The following is a 24590-nucleotide window of genomic DNA, read 5'->3' on the forward strand; positions in this document are numbered from 1 at the left end:
ATTAATATATCAATACATAATAGTTTTTTTAGATTTAGCTAATTTTAATAAATTTTAGTTATTTTTAATGAGTTTTACGGCAGTTTTTCGGCAAATTTACGGCAAAAAAATTTTGGTGTGAAAGAAAATCTAACTGCGGCAAACATAATTTATTTATCATTTGCAATTTTTATACCTAAGTCATCGAAAACTTTATTTAAAGATTCAGCTGCTTTTTTATCAGCATCCTCAAGTAAATGACCGTAAATATCCATTGTGGTGCTGATTTTAGCATGCCCGACTCTTTCGCTAATCACTTTCATTGCATTATTTTCATCGATTAACAATGATACAGAAGTATGCCGAAGCCCATGGAAAGTAATCTTATTAAGGGTTGGATTCTTTTTTAAGAATCTACTCCACCACTGCGAGACGCTGTCAGGTCGTAGCGGTCTCCCATTAAAACCAGGTGATGTAAAAATAAAGTCACGGACTACTCCATCAAAATCATTTTGACATTCCTGACAATTATGAATGCGTTCCTTGTTTTGTAGAAGTTTTAATTCCTTAAGTAACTTGAGCATTGAAGCAGGTACGGTTACATGTCTTGATCTTTCAGTTTTGGTAGATTTAACTTTTATACCCTCACCTGTTTTTAGTGTTAAAGATTGCTCAATTGTAATTATCGACTTATCAAAGTTTATATGTTTCCATTCAATGGCTACAAGCTCACCTTCACGGGCACCAGTAATCACCGCTAAGGTAACTAATGTTTTCCATAATAAAGGTTCATTATTTAGTTGACTCATTAACGCTGCAATATCTGCTTTCTGATAAATGCTCAATTTTTTCTTCTGTACTTTGAGTTTTTTGACACCTTTGAGTGGGCTTTCTTTAATATATCCCCGGTCCACTGCAAATGAGAATATACTTCCTAATAAACTTCCTAATAAAATATGATGATTGTTAATATGGGAGTTGGAAAGTTTTGTTTCTTTTCCGTCTAATCGTGATCCTTCTTTTGTAATGCTGTCAAAAAAATTTTGAACATGTATTTTCTTAATATTAGATACCTTCATATTTCCAAAATAGGGTAGTACCCTTAATTTTAAATTAGATTCATATCCCTGTTGAGTACGAATTGCAAGGTTTTCAGCATGTTTTCTCCGCCAATCATTAACCACATCAAAGAAAAAAGCATTGCCTAAATTTGAATATTCGCCTGTTTCTACCTCGGAAATAAATCGTCTTAATAACTCTTTTGCCTCAGTTTTATTTTTCGCTTTAACATTTTTCGTTTTTTTAATGTATTTTCCATCATGACCTCTACCTAGAGAAATACTTAATTCCCAAGTGTTTTTACCTCGTTGTCTTAGAAAGAGCATAACAGTTAAATAATAAAATAAATATTGAAACATAACCATCTTTGCTTCGTAAAACATATAAAAATGTATTTTAGGGGGGGGTCAATCGGTGGTTAAGACAAAATTAAGGCTTGTTCTTTTGTCATCTCTCGGATTCGGTTTGGGTGGACTGATTGCTGCCTATCTTGGCGACTTCATGTTGTTCGGGTTTGGTTTGATGGGACTTCTTGGGGGGTTAGCATTAGGTTACTCTTTAGGATTAAGTATACCATCTGTTATTAAAATCGCCTTGTTTGGCGGGGGCGGTCTCTTTCTTGGTTTTATTATTCCGTTTTTTGTCATGTTAACTATGTGGGAACCACCTATGAAGTTTCTCCTTACTGGTCTTTTGGGAGGCGGGGTTGGTGGAATCATTTTGGGTCTTTCCTTCAATAGTAAAATATCCGTTTGGAAACTGGGGTTAGGTGGAGCAAATGGATTTGGGTGCGGAATGTTACTTTTGGATTTTTTTGCAACGCCTTTTGTTTTAGCTTTAACGGGAATTCTTGGCGGAGCAGCAATAGGGCTTTCTTTACAAACTTTACAAATCAAAAAATAATGCAATACAAATCCCTATAAAGAAATGGAACAATTTTTAATGGGTTTTCTTAGATAATTTGAAGCATGGGCTATGCTAAACAGAAAATATATCTGAATATATTTTAAATTCATAATAAAATTAAGTAATGAATCATGCGAACGTTATATACATCTTGTTGTATTAACGGGGGCAAGAGTTGAAGAACGGGGATTGCTGCGGTGGTCCTTTTTTCTTGTTGAGCTAACGAAGCAGTTTAGTTGAAGTAGGAAATAACTACTTGATGTTGAATTGTCCATTAAATTAAGAAGCTAATTAAAAATATCCCCCTCACTTATGAGGGGGATATCTTATTTATCTTGTGCAAGTTCTTTTCTATTGGGAGCAAGTGGAGGCTGTTCTAACCACTTGTTTTTCACCATAATATCAAACCAGTTTTTGGTTACTAATATATTTTTAAGAATGGCTGTTTCATAAGCTAATCCAAGGTCTGTTCGCATGGCTGATGCTAGACCTGTCCCGTGATATACTTGTGCAGTTTGAGCCAAGAAACCAATATGATACAACAATAATTTATCAGAAAAAGGAGAGTCTTTTGACATTGTAACCTCTGATTCCCAAGACATTGGAACTGGTAAATTATCTGTGTGCATAATTTTTGAGAAGGCTTGTATCTGTTCATCAGCCGTTTTTTCAGAATCCTCCAAAAACTTCCTTACCTCTTTCGATTCAGCGACTTGACTGAATCCGATTGAAAGAGCTTTAGCCATAATGCTCTTTTTTATGTTAAGAGAAATACTGATGATTTCTGTAGAAGATAAAAGTCTCCCTTTTCCGAAGAATCCATCAGCAAAATCTTTGGTAGTAACAAATTCAGGGCTCTCCTTAGGATAGAAATAGGGGTCTCGTTGGAATTTTCCTTTTTCAAGCAATAACTCAATTGTTAAATGATACATTTTTTTTGCATCATTATCACATGCATCGTAAAATTCCCGAAGGTCTTTTCTGACAGAAACACTTAAAGCGGTTGTATGTCCCAACAAACCATGTAAAGTCATAATATGCAAATAATTCAAACAGAATATGTCAGAAAACAATCTCTCTGCACTTTTATTCAGGTCTGACTCAGTAAATCCAATTGGAACTGGAAATCCCTCTTTCTCAATGAAGGAAACAAGCTGCTTCTTTTGCTTTTCCCATGTCTCAATGGCTATTTCAAAAATCTTTTTTATTGATTCGTCTTCCAAAATAGAAAACATATACCTATTTACTATTTCGATCATTGTTCCGTTAACATACTCCCCCCATAGTGTTCCTATTTCGGAAGATGTAAGTTTTAAATTATCATTTTCCATTTTCTCACCTCTTCCGTAATTTTTACTAATTCAGTAATAGATATGCATTTCTTTGGACTTAAACCTTTTAGATGATAACAGTTGAGCAGTTGCTTGTTGAACTACCATGAAAATTAACTTCTGTGAGATCTGAAAAATGGCAATACTTAAATAGACGCAGCTCATTCAACTTTTTTTTAAAAGGAGAGAGCGTCTGATCAGTGGTGTTTATGGGCTTGATTAAGGATTAGGAGGCTTCTGTAATTGTTACAGTGTATCCTAGGTTTTCTAGTCTGCGGACTGAATGGCGTACAATAGATACTTGTCTTTGTTTATCAAAGTAGTCTTCGCCTAGGTCTACATACATTTCTTTTCTAGTTAACAAGTAATATGCGATTCTCAACATCGCATGGGCTACTACAATGGCTGCTTTTTTCTTTCCTTTTCGTCCAGCTGTACGTCTATACAATGCACCGAGATAGTTTTTGGACCCTCTGACTGATTGAGCTGCTTCTGTTAATGCGGATCTTAAGTATTTATTACCTTTTTTAGATTTACTAGATTTTCTTTTACCCGCACTTTCATTATGACCAGGAACCAAGGCAGCCCATGAACATAGATGAGCGGCAGTGGGGAATTGGTTTCCAACATCTGTTCCTATTTCAGCCAAGATCTGTTCAGCCATTCTGGTGGCAATCCCTGGAATTGAATCGAGACGTTCTATATCTTCCTGATAAGAGCTTACTCTTTGAGCAATCTCTTGATCCAACATTTCAATCTGCTCTGTTAGAAAATCAATGTGCGTTAAAATAGTCTTTAACATTAAACGTTGGTGTGGATTAACATAGCCCTGAAGTGCCAGTTCAAGTTCTTCTTTTTTCTTCTTCATTGTACGTCGAGCGAAATTCGCTAGTTTCTCAGGGTCATCCTCACCATCTGCAATGGCACGAAGCATATCCTTAGATGAAACACCCAAAATATCAGAAACAACAGATCCTAGTTTAATGTTGGCTCCTTCTAAAACCTTTTGAATACGATTGTGTTGTCTGGCTCGTTCTTCAATGATACTACGGCGGTAGCGAACAAGCTCTCGTAATTCTCGTTGATTTCGGTTAGGGATGAAACTAGCCTTAAGAAGTCCATGGCGAAGAAGTTTTGCAATCCATTCCGCATCCTTAACGTCGGTTTTACGACCAGGCAGGGATTTCATATGTTGGGCATTCACAACTAAAAACTCAATTCCTTCAGACTCCAATAAATTAACAATCGGTTTCCAATAAACACTTGTGCTTTCCATGGCAACGTGGGTACAGCCATGTTCCTTAATCCAGTCCATTAACTTTAGTAAAAAAATTGTTTTGGTAGAAAACGTTTGAATCTCCTTTCTTTCAGGTGTCATTATACATGCCGTAATGTTGTCCTTATGGACATCCAAACCACATGTTCTTTCAATGATTACATCCATTGAAATCTTTCCTTTCTAGGCTTGTATATTGGAGGCTGGTGCAACAATCAGAATAAGGATTAATCTACCATGAGTGCTTCCCGTAAGGGAGCGACAGTTTGTGGTGCACCGTGGTCGTTGGAGTCAGACTAACGGATGGGCTCTATGGCACCATAGTTCATCGACCTTCCTCTCCAGCCTTAGTACAAGTATGGACGGATTCAATACATTTTCATTCTTTGTGTTGAAGAGCTTGTTTTTAGCGATTCATGGGTGGCTAACGGGTGCTTTAGTTTAAGAAAGTGACTGTCTCTAGACGGTCTTTTTTTATGAATATAGTTTCATAACTTAAAAGTATTGACTAAAAAAAACATGGGAAAAACAAAGGCTTTCAGAAGGTTTCATAACTTAAATTCAAAAGTAATACCCACGAAAGAGGTAAATTTATGAACTATAGAGATATTCCAATACCGTGATGATAGGTATATTTGTTGTGTTAACTGTGTAAACAAAGCAGGAAATTGGTACTAGATTATCGAAATAATTACTTAGTAAAAAAGGAGGTAAAAAACATATTATGAGAAAGAAAATTTTAGGAGCAGCCATAGCGGTATCAGTAGTGGTTGGAGGGGTTGCAATAAGTACTGCTAACGCGGAAGGGGAGAAGGGTGGAATTCCTGCTCAAATTAATGAGCTAAAGGCTGCTGTTTCTGATTTAACAATTCAGGTCAAGGACCTTCTTCCGCTTAATGAGGATGTAGAATCAGTTAAAGATAAAGTATCTTCTGTTAATGGTACAATTTCTGAACAGGAAAAGTCCTTAGATTCAATGAGACAACAAATAGAAGATCTCAAAAAAGAGATTGAGGAGCTTAAGGCTTCTCCAGTCACTGTAGATCCAGATGGACAACAGGTCCAGCAGAGGCTTTCCTTTGATGGTGCAAATTTTAATTTGAATGTTTCGCTACTTGACACGGAAGGTGATGTCTATAAATCATATCTATCCGTGCCTAATAAGGTGGTATATCTTTGGGAAAAAAATAATCCCGAAGATAAACTGGTAGGAGTAACCGATTATAAAGGTAACATTCTCTTTAAAGTAGTGAACGGTAAGGAATATATTGTAGAATACAAAGGAGACGATAGATACAAGCCAAAAGTTGGTAGCGTTGTTGCCATTCACTATAATAGTCCATTCCAGTTACATACCTATACATATTAAAATCAATAAATAAAATAAAATAAAAGCCATCCTTCGAGGTGCTTTTATTTTTTTTCCTTTTTTTAGGGCGATGTTTGAAAATACAGATTTAAGTAAACATCTGAGTCTTCTATTACCGAAATTGATAAATCGCTTGATGTAACAAAATACATATTTTGTTACATTGAAATTCAAGGTCCCTTAAGCTAACAGAGAATGTTAGCTGTGCGAAATGTTTCTAGCTTAAATTGAGAATGGTTACATTACTCAGGTAAAAGCTAGACGGTCCTTACGGAACTAAAGGATAGATATAAAGGGTTTTTGGAATATACATCTACAAAGGGACAAGCATACAATCACTCAAAATCTAGTTGAATAATATATAGAGCACAAATGCTTTACAAGCCTTTGTGCTCTCGTTTCTTCTACTATATTCTACCTACCAAGGAGGTGAATAATTATGTCTTTACCAAATATTCCTAATATAACACCCGATATTTCAATTAGCACTGCTCAGACCGTTCCATTGCTGTTGGCTTCCATTGCACTTGAGGAGTTATCTTTGGCACACATGATCAATTCTCAAGCAGAAGCAATCCAAAGTTTTTTAGGAACATTACAAGGCGGAACACCGGTTTCCCCTCCATTCATTACCCTTTCCAATTTTCTTGATTTGAACTCGAGTATTGAAAGGAATTTTCAAGACAACATCATGAAAGAAATGTTATTGCAATTCAAATTTCGAAATATTCTGGATTTAAACAAAACTCTTCCTCCTTCTCCAACACCAGCAACAGCTAGATTTCTTTATGTAGCAAATTTTAATGATAACACGGTAGAACTTTATAATATTACCAATCCTATCGCTCCTGTACGGGTAGGGCAGTTTAATGCTGGAAATTTAAATCAACCTAATGGATTGGCGATTAAGGATACTACTCTGTATGTAGCAAATCAAGGAGATGAAACGGTAGAAATTTATAATATTTCCATTCCTACTGCTCCCGTGCGGGTAGGGCAGTTTAATGCTGGAAATTTAAATCAACCTATCGGATTGGCTGTTACTGGGACAACTCTGTATGTAACAAATTTTAGCGACTCCACGGTAGAAATCTATAATATTTCTATTCCTACATTTCCGGTACGGACAGGACAGATAAATGATGGAAATTTAAATGGTCCTCTCAGATTGGCGATTACTGGGACCACTATGTATATAACAAATTTTTTTGATGACACGGTAGAAATTTATAACATTACCAATCCTGCCTCTCCCGTACGGGTAGGTCAGTTTGGTTCAGGAGATTTAGTTACTCCTGTTGGATTGGCGATTAACGGGAACATTCTGTATGTAACAAATCGGGATGATAACACGATAGAAATTTATAATATTTCCATTCCTACATTTCCAGCACGTATAGGACAGTTAAATGATGGAAATTTAAATGGGCCTGAAGAATTGGCGATTACCGGGACCACTATGTATGTAGTAAATGTATTCGATAGCACGATAGAAATCTATGATATTACCAATCCTATCGTTCCCGTACGGGTAGGTCAGTTTGGTTCGGGAGATTTAGCTGGTCCTCGCGGAATAGCTATTTTTACGTTAGTAGTCTAGAACATTCAACAATAGTCAAGGTAAGTTTTTTATGAATCGGTACTTCGTTTAAAAGCTGCATCTGCAGCTTTTTTTATGAAATTCGCCAAAAACCGAATGTAACATAATAGATAAAATGTTACATTCATTTTACTTTCCTACTTGACTTTTAATAGTAATGAGATAAAATTAAGATAATCAAAGAAAACGTTACATTCAGATTCCTATTGTACCTGACTTTATAAAGGGGAGTGGAAAGTTGGCTAAAGAAATTCAAGATGTGCAACCGATTCGGGATTTGCAAAAATTAGAGGATATGAAGTGGAGTTTAAAGCGGCATTGTTCCAAACGTGACTACATTATGTTTTTACTGGGAATCAATACAGGATTACGAGTAGGCGATTTGTTGCAACTGAAAGTGAAGGATGTAAAAGGAAAAAAGAAAGTGATTGTCAAGGAAGGAAAGACCGACAAGCCAAGAACCGTTCACTTGCACAATATTTACGAAGAATTGAACAACTACATAAAAGGTTTAAATAGTGCATGGTTTTTTCCTAGCAGGAAGGGCGATAAGCCCATAACGAGAATCCAGGCATACAGACAGCTAAACAAAGCTGCTAGAATGTGTGACATAGATGAAGGAATTGGAACCCATACAATGAGAAAGACGTTTGGCTATTGGTATTACAAGCAATCAAAAGATATTGCAACATTGCAAAGAATATTAAATCATTCTCACCCAGAAATCACCTTGCGTTATATTGGGATCACCGATGAAGAAATTGAAAATAGCTTGCAGTCATTCAAGTTGTAAAAAAGGTGATTAGTGGCGGATGGTACATCCAAAATTTTCAAATTGGGCGACCGTCATAAACAATTTACTCAGGTTTCGAATGAATGAGTTTAACGATCCATAACACTACCTCTAGGGTGATAAAAGTAGCGTTTTATCTGTTAACAAAGAACTAAGCGATGAAGATAATTAATATAGATTATTTTATTCAAAATTTATCTGAGTTTAAATATACTTGCTATGACGGTTATAGCATTACTGTAAACACCATTTGCAATTATCAGGGAGGGGGGATTTATTAATTAAAAAACCCCCTCCCAAGATGAGACGAGGCAATATTTCCCTATATTGTAACATTCCTTATTTGATATCCTAAAAAGAAATACAATCTTATCTCACTGTAAACAGTTCATACTCTCCTATTTTAGGATCTAGCATGAGGAACGCTTGCAACTAAAGGAGCACCAGGAATAACTGGCCATGGAATGTTAAAGTAAACACCCTTATTGCCACCTAAATTATTAGCAGAATTTATAGATACACTACCAATCTTATAAATGGCAGAAACAACGAGTATTGCTCCAGCCTCCGGTGCAGTTATGACTCCCATTGCAACCAAACCAGATGCAATGCCGCTAGCAGTAGCTCCCGAATTTAATGCCTCAGCTAGCCATCGTGTGCTTCCATCATCAAGTGATAATTGCGCCCCCCAGGCATGAAAATGTAATCCCACTGGCGGATTATAAGGGTCCGCTCTTTTGAAAAACGAGTATACAGTAGGGGATGTAACAGGAGATACATTAGGATATGCAGGCATATTCCAGTAACCAGTGTAGTGATTTACATGTGACATTAATAATTACCTCCTTTTATTTCATTATTCAGAAGTACTCCAGTCTATGTCCTTTAGTATAATAGCGTAAAAAAAAGTTCCATGAAATAATCCAATCGTATATTTCTTTAAAGCCAGAGATATCTTTTCACTTTTCTTCGCTGGACTCCTCTCTTGTCGTCCCTTGACCTTGCTGCTTCTAGTCTCATCTTGATTGTTCCGAGATAATATTCCTCTCCAGTTCCGCAATACTTGACAGAAGCACCAAGTATTCTGATTGATCTGGTTGAACATTTCATGCACACGGAATAGATTTCGTATCTGTGCAAGAATTAGATTGACACTTCTACAGCAATGGGCAAATTCTTCTTTCCGGACTTCAAAAATGGATCATCGCTAAGTAGTGTACTTTTATTTCCCTTCATGACTTTTACCATATCTCCGGTAGCTGCCGTAATTAGCTACTATTTCCATAAAATCCTCTATAAGGATAGTTCTCTATTGGAATTAAATAAGGATATTAATAGTCCTGGACGTACATTAATCCAATTTGGGAATATGGATAGTTTTGTCTTGATAGTGAATCGTAATTTTCATAGTGCTGTAAAGGAATTATTCCAGTGTAGAAAAATGGATAGATCTGTCTTGTTATTAAGTAGGGATATTCATAATGCTGGAAAGGCGTTAATCTAGGGTGGAAATAGGGATGACGAAATGAAGAAGGCCTGCAGCCGATAGTCCCTAGAACATGTACAGTACAAAAGTAGATTATATCGACATCCGAACCCTTCTTGACCTCCGTACCTGGTGGAGGTGACTGCCTCTCCACATGCATTCTTCTTACAGGTGACTCCGCAGACACTTTAATTTTCTTATGATTTGGATTTAGTCCTAGTGAATTCAGAATTGAATCAGCTGTTTTCACGGGTAAATTTACGATATCAGGTACCTTAACCATTTCCACGGGAGGTGTAACTACCTCAGGAGGTTTTCTTTTCAATTTAATTGTCGGCTCATTTATTGTCGGCGTGAAAAGTGTCGGTGTCTTTATTTCACCCCTAGAGAGTCTAATCCCATGGTCCATAACAGCATTAATTAATTGTGAATAGACACTGATGCCATTTTGTAGAATCTCGGGTGCTGGGAGTTCTTCAAAGAATTCAGGTTGTCTAAATGCAAATTCGAGATCATTTCTTTTTTGGATATAATACAACTTTTTCTCCCGAGCATCGCGTAGCGCAATGGTGAAATTTTCTTGCTCTTCAGGTGTGGGAAGTGGAAGAGGAATTGTGTCATAGGTAGCAATCTCAGTTTCATAACCGACCGGGTTCTGTGAAGCGAATATTGGAAAATCCTTAAAACGTTGTATTGCTTCGCTGATTTCAACTATTGATTTGATTTGTTCACCTTTGCCACCCCGCTGATACATCGTTGCCATATATTCCGACCTGGTGGATGAACTCTGATTGGCTTTATTAAACTGACCTTTGAACTCTCCGGCAGCGACTAAGCCGTTAAATTCAGCCTGAAGCGCCACCGATAACTCGGCCTGCTTTTTGATGTCGAAAGACGTAATCCTAATAATACAGTAAAATTCTCCTCCAGTTTGGATCCCTCTTACGAAACTATCACCGAAAGCTTTATTGAATTCCACGAAACGGTTCGATTTAAGTAGTGCTTCCGCTTCGGGTGTTACACGAAATTTTCTTCCTCGTACAAATGAATTTGTGACAATACAGCGGGCAACCAAAAAGGTTGAGGTTGAATTGTAACTCGAGGATTCTGCGAAATTGGACTTAAGAGAAGCTGTAAAAGCTCCGTATCTTCCTTGCGCCTCGAAAGACATTCCCATTTTCTCCATAATTTCTTCGTGGGAATTTACCATGGTAATTTGTGCTTGAACCTGTGCGCCAGGTACAACTTTGTTCTCGGTAATTTCTCCAACATCAAGGGCTGTGCCAATAGCTTTACCTGATTGACTGTTAAAACCCATTCCTATTTCTTCGTTATTAAATTCCTTTAGGTAAATTTGTTGCACCAAATGTGATTCCCCCAATAATCTATTATTTCACAATTCCTTGTAGCGGGATAAAGTGGGTACTTGATGAGCTGAAGATTGATTATTTTCAGCTTAAATCTCCGTTTCCTATTCAAACCCATTAAGATATGTTATTAAACTGTTAATTTCCCCAATAATATACGTCTGTCTATTTTTTTAGTAAATTGTCCATTTGAAATCGGGCGAATAACTATCAACTGAGCAACGTCCATACTAATACGTGTTTTATTCCTTTATGAGGATAATTCTATCTCTTTTGTAATTGAAAAAGGAAAAATCTTCACTGTATAAAAGTGTAGGTTAAAAAAGATGTTTTACTCCCTATTAATATCATTTGGAGTAAGGTACCTCATGAACTGATTAAGAAGATTTAAAAGCAATTTATGGCAAGGACTTTATAAGTCATGTCAAGGATTTACGTTTTACTTAAAAATTGTATTAGATATTTAACTTTCTAGGGTACCTAGGTTTTACTGTCCACATCTTTTTGCATATCATCCTTAATGGACTTAACAAACCTGTTACATGAAACGAAATATACTTAGAAAACAAAAATGGACACATACCCAAAACATAATTAATAAAGCACACATATATTGGATTATCTTATAGCAAAGGAAGTTAGAAATGGTAGAACGAAAAAGAAGAAATGTCTCTATGAACCATAGGCAAACAATAGAATTATATAGGGGCTATTATCCTCAAAACTATCCATCGTCAGCCCCTTCACCATACTCGGCAATTCCATTTAATCCATACTACATGTATGCTATCCAACAGATTACCCCCAATTTTAATCGGTATAATCTGAATAAACGACAAACAACCTCCTCAGCGGCGGGGGCTGCAGGTTCAGGTATTCTAACCGGAATTGCTAATACTAAATCAGCAGTAGAAACTGCAACAAATATCATTAAGCAATTAAATCAATTTCGATCAGTGGTCCTTGAAATAAATAATCACACCAATCTTACGTTTAGAAAACGATATGAAAAACTCGAAGAAGGCGGCTGGGCACTCACTCCTACAGGGCAAATCCCACCCCAACAAACTCTAGTATTTGGTGCTCAAAGCCCTTCGTGGACTATAACTGAAGGTACAGTTGGCCATATTATTTATACGGCACCTGGGGTCGATACTGAATTCGGGGTCACAATGAATGTTAAGTGGAGCAATCCAGTTTGGGGGGAAAACACTTGTGATTTGACGATCCACGGTCCGGATGCGCATAAATACTGAATTAATAAAGAGTGTAGTAAAGTCGATGTCGGGGCAAATATGCGATTTGAAATCTATCCTCGCTAATATAGAACCAAAAAAGGAGGATTCCCTATAATTCACGGATTACTCTCCTTTTTTATATTATATATATCTACAATGTCGGAGATAGTACTTAACTAATAAGGATTTTAATGAGGTAACAGATTAAGAGAAAAGGGTCTGGAGTAACCTAAGGCATTTTATGTGTATGGTATGGATACAATCGTATGCTCTAATATACAGAGACAACATTTTGATAATAGATGAGAAACAGGATACAGGAAAACTTCAGTAAGGAAATAGGAAGGAGGATGATATCCTAAATGGATGATATATTTTAGTAATAGCCCATCTAAAGAAGGGCTATTATTCATTCATTGAAATGTAAGAAGGAATTCTAAGGAGACCTGCCTTAGTTATATTTCTATATTTTACATAACATGATAAAGGTTCAATAAACACAAATTTATCATACTCGTCCTTTTTAGGCATCTGATAAATTTTCTTCCTTACTTCACTAGGAACACCAAGCTCCATAATGCCTGCATACCTACCATCCTCATAAGATAACAGCCATCCGAAGTCTCCTTTCCGGTAACCGTTTACAATCACATTTATATATTGGTAATTAATCACCTTAAGCCAGGAGTATGACCGTTTGCCAATTTCATAAGAGCTGTCCTTTTTCTTTAGAACAATCCCTTCAAGGTTTTGCTCTTTGATAAGTTCAAATAGGGGAATACCGCTGCCATCAATGCTCATTACTTTAGATAGAATGGGCGTATTAAATGGTATGATCTCATCGAGGATTCCTTTTCGTTCATAAAGCGGCAGGTGGGTTACCTTCTCGCCTTTATGGTACAGCACGTCAAATGCAACGAACGATACAGGCTCATACTTCGCCATATATTTTACCTTGTCTGTATTGAAAGTTGAAAATCTACTCATAACTGCTTCAAAATTCGGTTTGCTAGAGGAATCTGTGACGACTACCTCGCCGTCCAGAACGGTTCCTTTAGGTAAATCAAGGTTCAAGAGTTCAGGGAAACGAGTGGTAATATCGGTATTATGACGGGTATAAAGCTTTTTTTCTTCTATATTGGAATAGATGAGACGGAACCCATCCATTTTCAACTCTGTAATATAGTCAACATGATCGAAGGGTGTATCCGTTTTATGAAGTAGCATTGGGCTAATAAATATAGATTTACCTCAATACTATGATACTACAGAAATGGTTCATAGAAATTAGGGGGTTGTTGGAAGGAGCCTTATTCCAGAAGAATAAATCCTCTTTTAAATAAGTCTTATTCAGCTAAAGGGCAGGTTTTTTCAAGAAGCTGTTAAAGAAACGGCAGATATTTTACATAAATATTTTAATTGCGTAAAGTTAGGTAGCTCCTTAAATGTTTTTATATGCCCTTTCCAATAGAAATTCCATTTCTGCTATAATTTAGAAAATGGGTAGAAAGTGGGTTTTATATGGGAGTAGAAGTTTTAGGATTGTTAATAGACTGCATGGTTAATCTCGTTGTGTTTCTATCGATTGGTTATCTAATCAGCAAAAAAATCAAGTCAAAAAGATTAGTAATTATGATTGTTTCGGTGTTCCTAGCGGTCATAGCCTCAACGGCAATCATCATTCAAAACATGCCAAATGATGAAAAAAAAGAAGTGAAACAATCAGCACTCACGGGATCAGATGTAAAAGAGAAAGCGAAACCCGTCCCAGACCAAACAAAATTCAGTTTGACAGAACTTCAGAACTTATTCGACAAGGTCATTCATGACTCAAACGGCGGTGTTCTTGATATCAGCTATGCTCAGCAAGGCGACACGATAGAAGTCGATGTTAAAGTTCCCAAAGACGGATGGGAATTTGTAGATGAATCAACGAAGAATTCGATTGTCTCTCAAATCGGAAGAGGGTTGGAGTTAGTCGTAACAGAAAGCATATTATATACACCAGGCAAAGAGATATATGTCGCTTTTATGAGCGATACTGGTAACGAGGAATTAGCTAACTACTCCAATCAGCAGGTCACAATCAATCCTTATTCGCAAGAATTGGAGTCAACCCCAGTTCAAGTGTCTGTCGGATTTTTTACACTGGGTTCTTCCGAAGACGATGTTAAGCAGATTCAAGGTGTCCCCACTTCAATCAGCGGGGACAGATGGGGATACGGTCTCTCCAGAATTACGTTCACCGACGGATTTGTATCTGGATGGAGTGAGATTGATACCAAACTAAAGGTTATAATCCCCAAAACTGATGAGAATGCTTCTTCTTTTAGAATCGGAGACAGAAAGCAGGATGTCGTCAATGTGATGGGGACTCCGACTTCCATCACCGGCAATAGGTGGGGATATGGGCTGTCTAGGATCACGTTCGAAGATGACCAAGTTTCCGGATGGTCCGAAATTGATGTTCAATTGAAAGTAAAATGAATACAAGGCATCCTTAAATAGGGTGCCTTTTTGTGTAGGATTTAATTTGTTATTTCTTCAGCGAGTTTTATACTTCAAAAAGAACACCTTACGATATTTCAGTTTTTTGCTGTTCAGGTGGTGAATATTGTAACATGCATAGCAGCACGCCACTGGGTGGTAATATCGGGATCGTTTCGGGGTATAAGCCTTTTTTAAAAAAGAATAAATGAATAGGAACCCATCCATTTTTAAAATAGGGGATAAATGAATTCCCTTCTCGAAAATACAGCAGATGCAGATAATTCATATTAAGTTCATAATTTTTCCATCCACCTTATTTTACAAGCCTCATAATAAAGGTAAAAGGAGTGGTTGAAGTGAGCCGAATTGTTATCATGGAAGTGGCAATGAAAGAGGAATTACCTGAACTATATGACATCTATTTTGGGGGAAAGATATTATTTCATTATGAAGAAGAATTTCCCTTCATTGTAGTTGGAACGACATCAAGACAGTGATATTTGCATATGCGTTTTATGCGGTAGGGATGGAAGACGGAGAAACTACACGGAGATGTTCAGGATGTACTTACTTATAATAAGAAAAACACTGATCAGATGATTACCACTTTGGAATTGATTGAAGAAATTGGTTTTATTCATCAAAAAGTGAAGCCGGCTCTTGAGTTTGTTTACACAGATTATTTTGAAAAGGAAAGTTATTCAGGATATAAATTACTTCCAAATGCAAATTTCTGGATTTTGAAAACACTAGGAAATTTTGCTGAGAGTAGGGAGAATAACCTGAAGATTGTGGAAGCATACAAATACATCATAGGGCTTTATAAGAGAAAACTTCCTAAAGATCGAGAATTTTCTAACGCTGTAATGGATTATGTTAAATTTGATACTATTAATGATATTTTCCCTGTCAAAAATCATGGTGTTAGCCCATTAATAAATCTGATTTATGAGCATTTGAATGATTACACGGCTCAAAACCCTCATTATTTTCACCAAAAGGCAAAAGCAAAGTTTTGGATGTATCCAAAGGATTTGAAGGAGTTGCGGAATGCATTACAGCTTGCATTAAAGGCAAAAAATGATTTAGGAATTTCAGAGAATACCCATAATGAAAGAGTGCAGCGTTCCTTATCACATATGCAATTCACTATTGCAACTATTCAAGGAAGAATAGCAGAGATCTTGAATTATCAAGACCAAGGGGAGTTGTCAAAAGCCATTCATGCGTATGAGAATGCTTTCAAGTATAAAGAAAATCAAAATTACTTTACTCAATTTAAGGATAGAAATTTCCGGCACGAAAAAGCGGATTTGTTTTCTCTGATTCAATATTCAGTAAAACATCAAAAAATGTTGACAAAGAAAGATAGTGAAAAAATATCAATCCTTATACAACTGTTTCCAAAAAATGCGCATAACCAACGAAAATCAAGAAATAATAAAGCATTAACGCGTAGATAAGAAAATAGTAAATTGATATTAGGGCCCTGATATGAATCGGGGCTTTTTTTTTAAATACTGCGGTGACTATTGTATGTAAGTTTTTATTATAATGTATATACGTCTGTCCACTTGAGTTAATTTAGTAAATACTTCCCCCAAAAGCCCCCCCATTTGTTTAGGGGAGAATACAAAATTCTACAAAGCAGAGTACAAAAAAAAACCTAGAAACGTTGATATAACGCATTTTCTAGGGTTTTTATGATTGCTGTTTAATAAGCAAATCAATTAACGTGAGTAGTACTCAACTTGCAATATTGAGTGTAAATCCTAAAAAGACAAATGGTTTTCCATTCAAGAGGGGCCATTTTTTAATGCTTTTTCATTTGCGGCAGATTTACGGCAATGAAGAATCAGATAAAATAAAAAACCTTGCTGCACATCCTGAAAAGGTTGATTTCGCAAGGTTTTTATTACGTCCCGAAGAGGATTCGAACCTCCGACCTACAGTTTAGGAAACTGTTGCTCTATCCTGCTGAGCTATCGGGACACATTTATTAGGAACGTTATTTATTATAAATAGTTAAAGCTAAAAGGTCAATAAATAATTACCTTTTCTACCTTTTATCGCCTTTCCTGAAAATTAACCATACGAAGAGACTAAGGGTTATTAATAAAAACTCCATTGATAAGATGTACCATGGGTAGGGACCAAGAAGGTTTAAAAGGCTGGCACTATTGGGTTTATGGCTCAAAAACATATAATTCCCATCGACTGTCTTATTAATAAGCATGATGAACGGCATCAAGACATTTAAAAAGACAAAGAGTTTTATGACGGACCATATGGTTGGTCTATAGCCTTGTACCCAAGTAAAGTAGAAGACAACCCAAATCATCATTAAATGTGTATAAAAGAAGTGTAAAAAGCGAAAATGCGGGAAATCAAAATTTAACAATGGGGTAAATATTGCCTGAGATGCACCCAATAAGGCTGTAAATAATAAAATTTCATAAATAACTTTTTTTCTGGTTAACAATAATAGTACCGATAAAATGAGGCTGATGCTGCACAATTCTAATGGAATCGCATGACTGACAGCCCACCGATCATTTACAACCATCCAAATATGATAACTAACCTCAATCAGCATTAAAGATATCCCTATGGCTACCTCAGCTTTTCTCCATTTTTCATCCTTAAATTTTTCTCTTTTAAGATAAATAACCATAGAACCAATAAAAAGAATAGCAATGATGACAAAATGGCTGACAGAAAACATTACAAAATCATATTCCTTAAAACTGCCTCCAAACCAACTCATCTTTGACCACCCTTTTCGATTTGCTACTATGAATTATATGCGGGTATGTCCCATTCCCGACCATAACTGGATAAAAGAAATTTCTACCTAATCTAAGTCTACCTGAAATATGGTATAATAGTTTGTCGAAGATACTCGAAATAATTAAAACGTGGGGGTCATTATGGCTGGTTATACGCCGATGATACAGCAATACTTAACCGTGAAGGCAGATTATCAAGATGCCTTTTTATTTTTTCGCTTAGGAGATTTTTATGAAATGTTCTTTGATGATGCAATTAAAGCATCGCAAGAATTGGAGATAACCTTAACGAGCCGCGAAGGCGGCAGTGAGGATAGAATTCCGATGTGCGGGGTTCCTTATCATTCTGCCCCTAACTATATTGAACAGCTTATTTCAAAGGGCTATAAAGTAGCCATTTGCGAGCAAATGGAAGACGCCAAGCTAACAAAAGGCATGGTCAGACGGGAAGTTGTCCAGCTTATTACACCTGGAACGGTAATGGAAGGTAAGTCATTATCAGATAAAGAAAATAACTATATTGCTTCCATTTCTTGTTTTGAAGATCAAACATTTGGATTTGCTTATACGGATCTTTCAACAGGTGAAAGCAAGGTAACCCAGCTCTCATCCAACTTTGATGAAGTGTTAAATGAACTAGCCGTATTAAGCTCCAAGGAAGTGGTTGTCGCCAACGACTTCGATGCTGAATTGCAGAAGAAAATGCGTGAACGTGATGTCCTCGCCATTTCATTCGAAGATAATAGTTCAGTAGATATGAATTTTTCACATCTTTTAGACAATCTCAATCAAGATAAACTAAAGCAAAGTGCTGCCAGGCTATTTCATTATTTATATCGTTCACAAAAGAGAAGCCTTGACCACCTCCAACCGGTGACAACCTATCAAATTCATCAATATATGAAAATTGATTACTACTCTAAACGGAATCTTGAATTAACGGAGACAATTCGTTCAAAAGGAAAGAAAGGGTCTCTGCTTTGGCTGCTTGATGAAACGATGACCGCCATGGGTGGGAGAACGCTGAAAACTTGGATTGACCGCCCTTTAATTACTCGTCAGGATATTGAACAACGCCAAACCATTGTAGAAGTTCTAATGGACAAGTATTTTGAACGCCAGGAGCTTCGCGAAAAGTTGACAGAAGTATATGATCTGGAGAGGCTTGCTGGCCGTGTTGCTTTTGGTAACGTAAACGCCCGTGACCTTGTCCAATTAAAACGATCATTAATGCAGATTCCTTTCTTAAAACAAATTCTCTTTGGCATGGAGAATGAAGAAGTAAATAACATTGCTGAATCACTAGATCCTTGCGAGGAAGTCACTGACCTTTTAGAACAAGCAATTGTCGAGAATCCACCACTTTCGTTAAAAGAAGGAAATATGATTCGTGACGGATACAATGAACAGTTAGATCAATACCGTTATGCAAGCCGGAACGGGAAAACATGGATTGCGCAGCTTGAGCGTGAAGAGCGCGAAAAGACAGGGATTAAATCCTTGAAAATCGGTTATAACCGTGTATTTGGCTATTATATAGAAGTAACGAGAGCAAACCTGCATCTTTTAACAGAAGGGCAATATGAGCGAAAGCAGACTTTATCAAATGCGGAACGCTTTATTACCCCTGAGTTAAAAGAAAAAGAAGAGCTAATTTTACAGGCAGAGGAAAAAAGCGGTGAACTTGAGTATCAGCTTTTTACTGAAATTCGCGAGATTGTAAAAGAACATATCCCGCGCCTGCAGGCTGCAGCAAAAGCGGTTAGTGAGCTGGATGTCCTTCAATGCTTTGCACAGGTAAGTGAAGAGCGACGTTATGTAAAACCGAGATTTTCTACAGAGGGTAAAGTTGTCCTAAAGGAAGGCAGACATCCTGTTGTTGAAAAAGTATTGAATGCGCAGGAATATGTAGCGAATGACTGCTTTATGGATCATGAGCGAGAGGTTCTGCTAATCACAGGTCCAAACATGAGTGGTAAAAGTACGTACATGCGCCAAATTGCTTTAACTGCCATTTTGGCACAAATCGGATGTTATGTACCTGCAGATGAAGCGGTGCTTCCAATTTTTGATCAAGTATTTACTAGAATTGGGGCAGCGGATGATTTGATATCTGGACAAAGTACATTCATGGTTGAGATGCTTGAAGCTAGAAATGCCTTGACCAACGCTACACAAAACAGTTTGATTTTATTTGATGAAATCGGCCGCGGGACCTCGACCTATGATGGTATGGCTCTGGCCCAGGCTATTATTGAGTATATTCATAAACACATTGGTGCGAAAACACTATTTTCAACTCATTATCATGAATTAACAGTCCTTGAAGACGAGCTTGAAAAATTAAAGAACATTCATGTTAGTGCAATTGAACATAATGGAAAGTTGGTCTTTCTCCATAAAATTAAAGAAGGACCAACAGATAAGAGTTATGGAATTCATGTAGCGCAGCTAGCTGAGCTTCCGAAGGAACTAATCAATCGTGCTAACGAAATTTTATCAGCACTAGAAAAACCAGATGTACAACCTGTCGCTGTTAAAAATACAGTAAAGGAAATAAAGGAGCAGCCATCACAGCTGTCATTCTTTGATGAACCGAAAGAACAGAAGAAACAAGAGCTTTCTTCAAAAGAAAAGAAAGTGATCGATAAAATGAAAGAGCTTGATCTACTAGATATAACACCGCTTCAAGCGATTAATCTGTTGTATGAGCTTCAGAAAAAGCTAAAAGGCTAAAGTTGTAGGAGGTGACTGGTATGGGTAAGATTATCCAATTAGATGATGCACTATCCAATAAAATTGCAGCGGGTGAAGTAGTCGAACGTCCAGCCTCGGTTGTAAAAGAGTTAGTAGAGAATGCAATTGACGCAGGCAGTACGGTTATTGAAATTGAAGTAGAAGAAGCAGGCCTGGCGAAAATTCGAATCACGGATAATGGCAATGGAATCGAAGAAGAAGACGTCTTACTCGCCTTCCAACGTCATGCGACTAGTAAAATAAAAAATGAAAATGACTTGTTTCGTATCAAGACTCTCGGTTTTCGCGGGGAAGCTCTGCCCAGTATCGCATCCGTTTCAAGGCTAGAGATGAAAACCTCAACGGGTGAGGGCGCAGGAAATCGAGTAGTCATTGAAGGCGGTAAGGTTGAGGTTTTTGAGAAATATTCGAGCAGGCGCGGAACGGACCTTACGATAACTGATTTATTTTTTAACACACCAGCACGCCTAAAATATATGAAAACCATTCATACAGAGCTCGGAAATATTACCGATGTGGTGAATAGATTGGCTCTCTCTCATCCAGAGGTTGCCTTCCGCTTAATTCATAACGAACGTAAACTGCTGCAAACGAACGGTAATGGTGATGTTCGCCAAGTGCTGGCATCTATCTATGGAATGGCAATTGCCAAACAGCTTGTGCCGGTTTCTGGGGAGTCGCTTGATTATAAGATTAGTGGATATGCCTCGATGCCTGAGGTAACTAGAGCATCTAGAAACTATATTTCTACGATGATCAATGGTCGTTTTATTAAAAATTATGCTCTAGCCAAAGCGATTCAGGAAGGGTACCATACGTTACTTCCTATAGGAAGATTTCCGATAGTTCTCCTTAATATTGAGATGGACCCATTATTGGTGGATGTCAATGTGCACCCATCCAAAATGGAGGTTCGTATTAGTAAGGAAACAGAACTAAATGAACTGGTCACTGAAATTATCAAAAATGCATTTAAATCGAAGGTATTGATTCCAACTGCATATACGCAAGAGAAAAAAGAGATTCCGAAGTCTGAGCAAACCACATTGGTTCTTGATGAAAGGACCAGTCCAGTTCCCGAGAGAAAAGAAATAAAATGGGATTCATCTTTTGTTCCGAATACCATTCAGGAAACCGTACCAGCTCTTGAGGTGAAAGTGGAACCAATGATTCCTAGAGAGGTTGAGGAAGAGGTAACCATACCAAATAGCTGGGAATACACTCCACCACCTGTGATGGAATCAAATGAAATAGATGCAGCAACTGAATCAAGTGAGGATGCCGACCAAATGGAAAGCCGGATTCCAAGGTTATATCCAATTGGTCAAATGCATGGTACGTATATCTTTGCTCAAAATGAAAATGGTTTATATATTATTGATCAGCATGCGGCACAGGAACGATTGAAGTATGAGTATTTCCGTGAAAAAGTTGGTCAAGTCCATGCGGAGCTGCAGGAATTACTTGTTCCGATCACCCTGGATTATTCCACGGATGAATATCTGAAAATAAATGAAAACCGTTTGGAATTAGAAAAGGTTGGCGTATTCCTTGAGGAATTTGGAATGAACGGCTATATCGTTCGCTCGCATCCACAATGGTTCCCTATAGGGGATGAAAAACAACTGATTGAAGAAATGATTGAGCAGCTGCTTTCGATGAAAAAAGTCGATATTAAAAAACTTCGTGAAGAAGCAGCGATCATGATGAGTTGTAAAGCTTCGATTAAAGCCAATCGCCATTTACGGAATGATGAAATCCAGGCATTGCTCGATGATTTAAGAAAAGCTTCTGATCCGTTCACCTGTCCACACGGAAGACCAATAATTGTCCATTATTCGTCATATGAGATGGAGAAAATGTTTAAACGAGTTATGTAGGGTGCTCTCTTTTATAAAGAGGCACTCTTTTTTTGAAAAATATAATAATAAGGACTTACCTTTGTTTGTATTTTGGTGTAAAATTACACTATAAGAGAGATGTGAAGGAGGTGGGAGTGTGTTTGTTTTTGGTCTCTTGAGTACTTTTTTACCGATCGTTATTATTATTTTTGTAATCGTCTACGCTGCGAAAAATAAAGAAATGGGGGGAGAGAAAGTGATACGTCATCTTTATACGTATTTAGTCCTATTTGCAACACTTATGATGGTGATTGGGGGAGGAATTTCAATTTTTATGGCCGCGGCTGATTTAGTAAGTCCGCCAGGTTATTATCAAAACTTTGAAGATTTTAAGCAGGTTTATCAGGATAAGAAAGTTCCAACGGAGGAAAGTCAAAGCTTAACAGATGCTGAAGTTCGTGAAAGATATGATCAAATGGTAAAAGATGAAAAGAACCGGGCAAGAGAAAACGCAAAAAACCAAATTATAAAAAGCTTAGGCTTTATCGTCATTCCACTTCCGATATTCCTATATTTTAATAATATGAGAAAACGCCAGAGCGATATATAGACATGGGTGCAGGTTATCTGGAGTGACCGAAGAGTATTCATTAAAAGCATTTGGGTCAATGCAAGTGGTCTGGAGTGACCGAAGTGCATTCAGAAAAAGCATTTGGGTAAATGCAGGTAGTCTGGAGTGACCGAAGAGCATTTAGAAAAAGCATTCGGGTCAATGCAGGCAGGCTGGAGTGACCGAAGAGCATTTAGAAAAAGCATTCGGGTCAATGCGGGTAGTCTGGAGTGACCGAAGTTCATTCAGAAAAAGAATGTGGGTCAATGCAGGTGGTCTGGAGTGACCGAAGTACATTCATAAAAAGCATATGGGTCAATGCAGTCAGGCTGGAGTGACCGTAGCGCATTTATAAAAAGCATTTGGGTCAATGCAAGTAGCCCGAAGTTACTGAAAAACTGATAAAATAGCAAAAGAGTGCTAAAAATAGCACTCTTTTTTCAATCTATCTCACTGTTGCAGGGAGCTTATGCATATATTTAAGGGCTTGTCCTGTACCGATTGCCACGGATTCGAGCGGATTCGGGGCTAATTGTACAGGAACAAAAATTTCCTTACTTAGCCATTCTTCCATACCTTTCATCAATGCGCCGCCACCCGTTAGAATCACACCACGGTCGACGATGTCGCCGCTCAGTTCCGCTGGGCAGTCCTCTAGTGTTGCGCGAATTGCTTCTAATATATGAGATAACGATTCTTTCAAAGCACTTCTAATTTCATAGGATGATAGGGTAACCGTCTTTGGTAATCCTGTCACAAGGTCACGACCGCGTACTTCCATGTGCAGCTCTTCGTGATCGACTAACGCATAACCAATTTCCATTTTAATATTTTCAGCTGTTCTGTCGCCAATCAACACATTATATTCCTTGCGGACATACTGAATGATCTCTTCATCGAGGCGGTCTCCGCCAATTTTAATGGAATGGCAGGACACAACACCCCCGAACGAGATAATCGCTACCTCAGTATTACCCCCGCCAATATCAACAACTACATTGGCTACCGGCTCATCAATAGGCATTCCGGCCCCAATCGCAGCCGCAACCGGTTCTTCGATTAACTGGATTTTTTTTGCGCCGGCATTTCTCACGGCGTCTTGAATAGCTCTTCTTTCTACACTTGTTGACCCGGAAGGTGTACAAATTACAACATTCGGCTTACGAAGGGCAAAACCGACGGATTTAGAGGCTTTACGCATGATATGCTTCAGCAGCTCCGTTGTAAGGTCATAATCAGCAATGACGCCTTCCTTTAATGGTCGGATTGCCATGATCTTCTCAGGCGTTTTTCCAATCATTTCTTTTGCTTCCATGCCAAAAGCTACAACCTTTTTTGTTTCTGTATCAATAGCCACCACAGAAGGTTCGTTTACAGCGATTCCTTTGTTTTTGCTATATACCAATATATTTGCTGTTCCTAAGTCGATTCCAATCTCAAAGTTTGATAACATTTACTCCACCTAATTTCCCTATTTTTCGACAACTTGCCGTTTGGCTAGTCATCTTTCTACAAAATAAGCTACGATTAAGCCTACCACGAACTTGGGGGTAAGAAGGTGTTTGTAAATGAATCGTTATAGGAATGTAAAGTTGTAAAGTAAATTTATTAGTTGGGCTAAAACTGTAATAATTAAAATCCTTGTCAAAATGATGCATAGAAAAGTAATTTTTTGATTATACTTATTTGATGTTCAACT

At 37.5% G+C, this 24590-nt stretch carries 19 protein-coding genes and 1 tRNA gene; 11 read left to right on the top strand and 9 right to left on the bottom strand.

The features are described 5' to 3' along the window. Positions 1–149: 149 nt before the first annotated feature. A complete protein-coding gene (locus tag ACY3XC_RS09680) occupies positions 150–1397 on the bottom strand; it encodes a tyrosine-type recombinase/integrase (RefSeq protein WP_464868335.1) in 1248 nt (415 codons plus the stop codon). Between the two features lie 55 nt (positions 1398–1452). Between ACY3XC_RS09680 and ACY3XC_RS09685 the strand changes: the two genes are divergently transcribed. Beyond that, on the top strand, positions 1453–1941 hold the full coding sequence (locus ACY3XC_RS09685; protein ID WP_464868336.1) for a hypothetical protein: 489 nt from the start codon (positions 1453–1455) through the stop codon (positions 1939–1941). Between the two features lie 329 nt (positions 1942–2270). Here the strand turns inward: ACY3XC_RS09685 and ACY3XC_RS09690 are convergent, their stop codons facing one another. Next, positions 2271–3275, bottom strand: coding sequence for a DUF3231 family protein (locus ACY3XC_RS09690; RefSeq protein WP_464868337.1), 1005 nt, complete (start codon positions 3273–3275; stop codon positions 2271–2273). Between the two features lie 226 nt (positions 3276–3501). Further along, entirely contained in the window at positions 3502–4719 is a 1218-nt protein-coding gene (locus ACY3XC_RS09695; protein WP_464868338.1) for an IS110 family RNA-guided transposase, read from the bottom strand. Positions 4720–5275: 556 nt separating this feature from the next. Between ACY3XC_RS09695 and ACY3XC_RS09700 the strand changes: the two genes are divergently transcribed. The 3 genes from ACY3XC_RS09700 to ACY3XC_RS09710 all read left to right on the top strand — a co-directional run bounded on the left by ACY3XC_RS09700 (position 5276) and on the right by ACY3XC_RS09710 (position 8313). After that, on the top strand, positions 5276–5920 hold the full coding sequence (locus ACY3XC_RS09700) for a coiled-coil domain-containing protein (protein ID WP_464868339.1): 645 nt from the start codon (positions 5276–5278) through the stop codon (positions 5918–5920). Positions 5921–6359: 439 nt separating this feature from the next. Beyond that, complete coding sequence (locus ACY3XC_RS09705) at positions 6360–7520, top strand: LVIVD repeat-containing protein (RefSeq protein WP_464868340.1); 1161 nt, start codon at positions 6360–6362, stop codon at positions 7518–7520. Positions 7521–7815: 295 nt separating this feature from the next. Continuing rightward, the gene (locus tag ACY3XC_RS09710; protein WP_464868442.1) at positions 7816–8313 is read left to right on the top strand and encodes a tyrosine-type recombinase/integrase; all 498 of its coding nucleotides are present in this window, start codon (positions 7816–7818) and stop codon (positions 8311–8313) included. Between the two features lie 403 nt (positions 8314–8716). On the opposite strand, the gene ACY3XC_RS09715 is transcribed toward ACY3XC_RS09710, so the two are convergent. Together ACY3XC_RS09715 and ACY3XC_RS09720 are read right to left on the bottom strand one after the other, a co-directional pair. Continuing rightward, positions 8717–9145, bottom strand: a complete 429-nt coding sequence (locus ACY3XC_RS09715; protein ID WP_464868341.1) for a hypothetical protein — start codon at positions 9143–9145, stop codon at positions 8717–8719. A gap of 499 nt (positions 9146–9644) precedes the next feature. Further along, positions 9645–11162: a PASTA domain-containing protein gene (locus ACY3XC_RS09720; RefSeq protein ID WP_464868444.1), complete on the bottom strand. Its 1518-nt coding sequence runs from the start codon at positions 11160–11162 to the stop codon at positions 9645–9647. A 648-nt stretch (positions 11163–11810) separates the two neighbouring features. Here ACY3XC_RS09720 and ACY3XC_RS09725 point away from each other — a divergent pair. Further along, positions 11811–12422, top strand: coding sequence for a hypothetical protein (locus tag ACY3XC_RS09725; protein ID WP_464868342.1), 612 nt, complete (start codon positions 11811–11813; stop codon positions 12420–12422). Between the two features lie 387 nt (positions 12423–12809). Here the strand turns inward: ACY3XC_RS09725 and ACY3XC_RS09730 are convergent, their stop codons facing one another. Continuing rightward, positions 12810–13646 (bottom strand): ATP-dependent DNA ligase, encoded by an 837-nt coding sequence (locus ACY3XC_RS09730; RefSeq protein ID WP_464868445.1) that lies wholly within the window; start codon positions 13644–13646, stop codon positions 12810–12812. A gap of 279 nt (positions 13647–13925) precedes the next feature. Between ACY3XC_RS09730 and ACY3XC_RS09735 the strand changes: the two genes are divergently transcribed. The 3 genes from ACY3XC_RS09735 to ACY3XC_RS09745 all read left to right on the top strand — a co-directional run bounded on the left by ACY3XC_RS09735 (position 13926) and on the right by ACY3XC_RS09745 (position 16357). Then, the gene (locus ACY3XC_RS09735) at positions 13926–14891 is read left to right on the top strand and encodes a hypothetical protein (RefSeq protein WP_464868343.1); all 966 of its coding nucleotides are present in this window, start codon (positions 13926–13928) and stop codon (positions 14889–14891) included. Between the two features lie 359 nt (positions 14892–15250). After that, positions 15251–15391, top strand: a complete 141-nt coding sequence (locus ACY3XC_RS09740; RefSeq protein ID WP_464868344.1) for a hypothetical protein — start codon at positions 15251–15253, stop codon at positions 15389–15391. Positions 15392–15502: 111 nt separating this feature from the next. After that, entirely contained in the window at positions 15503–16357 is an 855-nt protein-coding gene (locus tag ACY3XC_RS09745) for a hypothetical protein (RefSeq protein WP_464868345.1), read from the top strand. Positions 16358–16812: 455 nt separating this feature from the next. Here the strand turns inward: ACY3XC_RS09745 and ACY3XC_RS09750 are convergent. Both ACY3XC_RS09750 and ACY3XC_RS09755 read right to left on the bottom strand, forming a co-directional pair. Continuing rightward, positions 16813–16886: transfer RNA gene (locus tag ACY3XC_RS09750), tRNA-Arg, on the bottom strand. A 67-nt stretch (positions 16887–16953) separates the two neighbouring features. Beyond that, positions 16954–17661, bottom strand: a complete 708-nt coding sequence (locus ACY3XC_RS09755) for a YwaF family protein (protein WP_464868346.1) — start codon at positions 17659–17661, stop codon at positions 16954–16956. A gap of 163 nt (positions 17662–17824) precedes the next feature. Here ACY3XC_RS09755 and mutS point away from each other — a divergent pair, with 163 nt between their 5' ends. From mutS to ACY3XC_RS09770, 3 genes are all read left to right on the top strand, one after another. Continuing rightward, positions 17825–20419 (top strand): DNA mismatch repair protein MutS, encoded by a 2595-nt coding sequence (gene mutS / locus ACY3XC_RS09760; protein ID WP_464868347.1) that lies wholly within the window; start codon positions 17825–17827, stop codon positions 20417–20419. 20 nt (positions 20420–20439) lie between these two features. Further along, positions 20440–22320, top strand: coding sequence for a DNA mismatch repair endonuclease MutL (gene mutL, locus ACY3XC_RS09765; protein ID WP_464868348.1), 1881 nt, complete (start codon positions 20440–20442; stop codon positions 22318–22320). A gap of 118 nt (positions 22321–22438) precedes the next feature. Then, entirely contained in the window at positions 22439–22891 is a 453-nt protein-coding gene (locus tag ACY3XC_RS09770; RefSeq protein WP_464868349.1) for a hypothetical protein, read from the top strand. Between the two features lie 445 nt (positions 22892–23336). On the opposite strand, the gene mreBH is transcribed toward ACY3XC_RS09770, so the two are convergent. Then, entirely contained in the window at positions 23337–24344 is a 1008-nt protein-coding gene (gene mreBH, locus ACY3XC_RS09775) for a rod-share determining protein MreBH (protein ID WP_464868350.1), read from the bottom strand. Between the last annotated feature and the right edge of the window lie 246 nt (positions 24345–24590).

The organism is Bacillus sp. CZDM1, assembly GCF_055502545.1.

Excerpts from the sequence above, each read along its gene's own strand:
- ACY3XC_RS09680 (WP_464868335.1), bottom strand. The coding sequence starts at position 1,397 with ATGTTTCAATATTTATTTTATTATTTAACTGTTATGCTCTTTCTAAGA.
- ACY3XC_RS09690 (WP_464868337.1), bottom strand. The coding sequence starts at position 3,275 with ATGGAAAATGATAATTTAAAACTTACATCTTCCGAAATAGGAACACTA.
- ACY3XC_RS09695 (WP_464868338.1), bottom strand. The coding sequence starts at position 4,719 with ATGGATGTAATCATTGAAAGAACATGTGGTTTGGATGTCCATAAGGAC.
- ACY3XC_RS09700 (WP_464868339.1), top strand. The coding sequence starts at position 5,276 with ATGAGAAAGAAAATTTTAGGAGCAGCCATAGCGGTATCAGTAGTGGTT.
- ACY3XC_RS09705 (WP_464868340.1), top strand. The coding sequence starts at position 6,360 with ATGTCTTTACCAAATATTCCTAATATAACACCCGATATTTCAATTAGC.
- ACY3XC_RS09710 (WP_464868442.1), top strand. The coding sequence starts at position 7,816 with ATGAAGTGGAGTTTAAAGCGGCATTGTTCCAAACGTGACTACATTATG.
- ACY3XC_RS09715 (WP_464868341.1), bottom strand. The coding sequence starts at position 9,145 with ATGTCACATGTAAATCACTACACTGGTTACTGGAATATGCCTGCATAT.
- ACY3XC_RS09725 (WP_464868342.1), top strand. The coding sequence starts at position 11,811 with ATGGTAGAACGAAAAAGAAGAAATGTCTCTATGAACCATAGGCAAACA.
- ACY3XC_RS09735 (WP_464868343.1), top strand. The coding sequence starts at position 13,926 with ATGGGAGTAGAAGTTTTAGGATTGTTAATAGACTGCATGGTTAATCTC.
- ACY3XC_RS09755 (WP_464868346.1), bottom strand. The coding sequence starts at position 17,661 with ATGAGTTGGTTTGGAGGCAGTTTTAAGGAATATGATTTTGTAATGTTT.
- mutS (WP_464868347.1), top strand. The coding sequence starts at position 17,825 with ATGGCTGGTTATACGCCGATGATACAGCAATACTTAACCGTGAAGGCA.
- mutL (WP_464868348.1), top strand. The coding sequence starts at position 20,440 with ATGGGTAAGATTATCCAATTAGATGATGCACTATCCAATAAAATTGCA.
- mreBH (WP_464868350.1), bottom strand. The coding sequence starts at position 24,344 with ATGTTATCAAACTTTGAGATTGGAATCGACTTAGGAACAGCAAATATA.